General features: G+C 61.5%; 1 protein-coding gene. It reads left to right on the top strand.

What is annotated here, in order from left to right; translation table 11 throughout:
• On the top strand, window positions 1–2597 hold a 2597-nt coding region (locus tag NWF34_RS25135; RefSeq protein ID WP_258326390.1), incomplete at both ends, for an MMPL family transporter.

Raw genomic sequence — 2597 nt, 5'->3', positions numbered from 1 at the left:
GCAGCAGTCTGTTGATCCGATCCCTGCTGGGGTTCCATCGTTTCAAGCACTCGATCAGATGGGTGGTGCGTTCGGTGAGAAGGGCGCCAAGACCACTGTTTTCGTGACCATGGAGAACCCGCGTGGGTTCACCGACGTGGCGCGGGAGCGCTACGACATGCTCGTTCTGCAGTTACGCGAGAATTTCGACGATGTGCAGTCGGTGCGGGATTTGCTCTCCGATCCGACGACGGCCGGCCAAGCCTTGAGTGAGGACGGGCAAGCCTGGTACCTGCCTGTCGGGGTCACCGGAACCTTGGGGGGGCCAACGGCCACGCATGCTGTGGAGACCGTGCGCCAAACCGCGCAGCGGGTGTTTGAGGGTACGGGCACCACTGTTCACGTCACCGGGCCGACGGCCACTTTCGGTGATCAGATCGTTAGTGCTGAAAGCGATTTGGTCGTGATCACTGTGGCGACGGTGGCGCTTATCGCGATCATTCTGTTGATCGTTTACCGATCGCTGTTCACTGCGCTGGTGCCGTTGTTGGTGATCGGTGTCAGCCTCGGCGTGGGCCGCGGGGTCTTGTCCGCGCTCGGCGAGCTCGGTATGCCGGTGTCGCAGTTCACCGTCGCGTTCATGACCGTCATTCTGCTCGGAGCCGGGGTTGACTACTCTGTCTTCTTCATCAGTCGCTATCACGAACGGCTGCGTCAGGACGCCACCACTGAGGTTGCGCTCGTGGACGCGACAGCAACCATTGGACGGGTCATCCTGGCTTCAGCTGCCACGGTGGCGCTGGCCTTTTTGGCGATGGTCTTTGGTCAGCTGAGCGTGTTCTCCACCTTGGGTCCGGCATGCGCTATCGCAATCCTCATCGGATTCCTCGCCACGGTCAGCCTGCTACCTCCGGTGTTGCTGTGGGCGGCGCGATTCGGCTGGGGCGCACCCAGACGAGATCTGACGCGGAAGTACTGGAATCGCGTCGCCGTGCTCGTCGTGCGGCGTCCTGTGCCGCTGCTGGCACTGACCTTGGTCGGGCTGGTCGTGCTCAGCGGCTTCGCGATGGGCATCCAGATCACCTTCGACGATCGTGAGGGGCAACCCGAGACAACCGACAGCAACGAAGGCTACGCGTTGCTCGACCGTCATTTCCCTCAGGACGTCACTATCACCGAGTTCCTCGTTGTAGATGCGCCGGTCGATCTCCGTACTGCCAGCGGGCTGGCCGATCTTGAGCAAATGGCCTCACGTGTATCCCAGATCCCAGGAGTGACTCGAGTCATCGGCGTTACCCGTCCCACCGGGGACAAGCTCGAGCAAGCCGAGTTGTCCTGGCAGAACGGCCAGATCGGGAACCGGTTGGCGGGTGCAGTCGACGATGGCCAGGACCGCCGAGGTGACCTCGAACAGCTCCGTACAGGCGCATTCCAACTCGCTGACGGGCTTACTCAGCTCGACACCCAGGTACGCACCAACTTGGCCCCCCTGGTCGGCATCCTCGATCAGGCAAGCACAGCCGAGCAGCAGATTCAGCAGTACCAGCCACTACTACGCCAACTCGCCGCCTCCGCACCAGCGCTCGATCGCGCTTCTCAGAATGCCCCACAGCTGGCCGCCCTCACCCGCCAAACATCTGCAGCCCTGGCAACAGTGACCTCGATCCTGCCCATCCTCGATAATGCGCCCTGGTGCACCCAAGTCCCGCAGTGCGCAGCTCTGCGCGCGCAGACCCGCAATCTCGACGCCGTACTGAGTAACGGGACCCTCGACCAGATCACTACGCTGTCAACACAACTCGCGCAGCTGGATACACCGATCGCAACAGTCACCGACCAACTCACTTCCACCGTCAACTCCCTGGGATCCACGCTGGGAAGCATCAATAGCCAAGACCTTCCCGGCAAGCTCACCCAACTGCAAACAGGTATCAGTCAACTCGCGGCGGGATCACGCCAACTGGCCGCCGGTGTGTCCGCGCTGATCGACAGCAACCTTCAACAACTCGCCGGGATGGCCGCGCTAGCCACACAGCTACAAACCTCCGCCCGTGAGACCGCCGGAACAGACTCAGCAACCGGCTTCTACCTCCCACCTCAGGCCAACGCAGACCGCCGTTTCGTCGACGTCGCTCGCCAGTTCGTCTCGCCCGACGGCCATACCGTGCGCTACGCAATACAGACCAGCTTCGACCCCTACAGCACCGAGGCCATGCAACTGGCCGACACCATTACCGCTGTCGCACACGCCGCCAGACCGAACACAACCCTGCAGGACTCCACCATCGCGATAGCCGGGTTCCCCGCCATCAACGCCGATCTGAAACGTCTACTCACCGAGGACTTTCGACTCCTAGCGTTGGCCACCCTCACCATCGTCGGTCTGATCCTGATCCTCCTACTCCGAGCACTCATCGCGCCGCTATACCTTCTGGGCACCGTCATTCTCAACTACACCGCGGCACTGGGTATCGGAGTCCTGATCTTTCAACACATTCTCAAAACCGATATCGCCTGGCCCGTACCACTACTGGCCTTCATAGTCCTCGTCGCGGTCGGCGCCGACTACAACATGCTTCTTATCTCTCGCCTACGCGAAGAATCCCAAAACAACATCC

The sequence above is a fragment of the Gordonia sp. GONU genome (genome assembly GCF_024733855.1).
Lineage (GTDB): Bacteria > Actinomycetota > Actinomycetes > Mycobacteriales > Mycobacteriaceae > Gordonia > Gordonia amicalis.
Note: the sequence above shows the minus strand (reverse complement) of the source record. Positions and strands in the feature narration are given on the sequence as shown.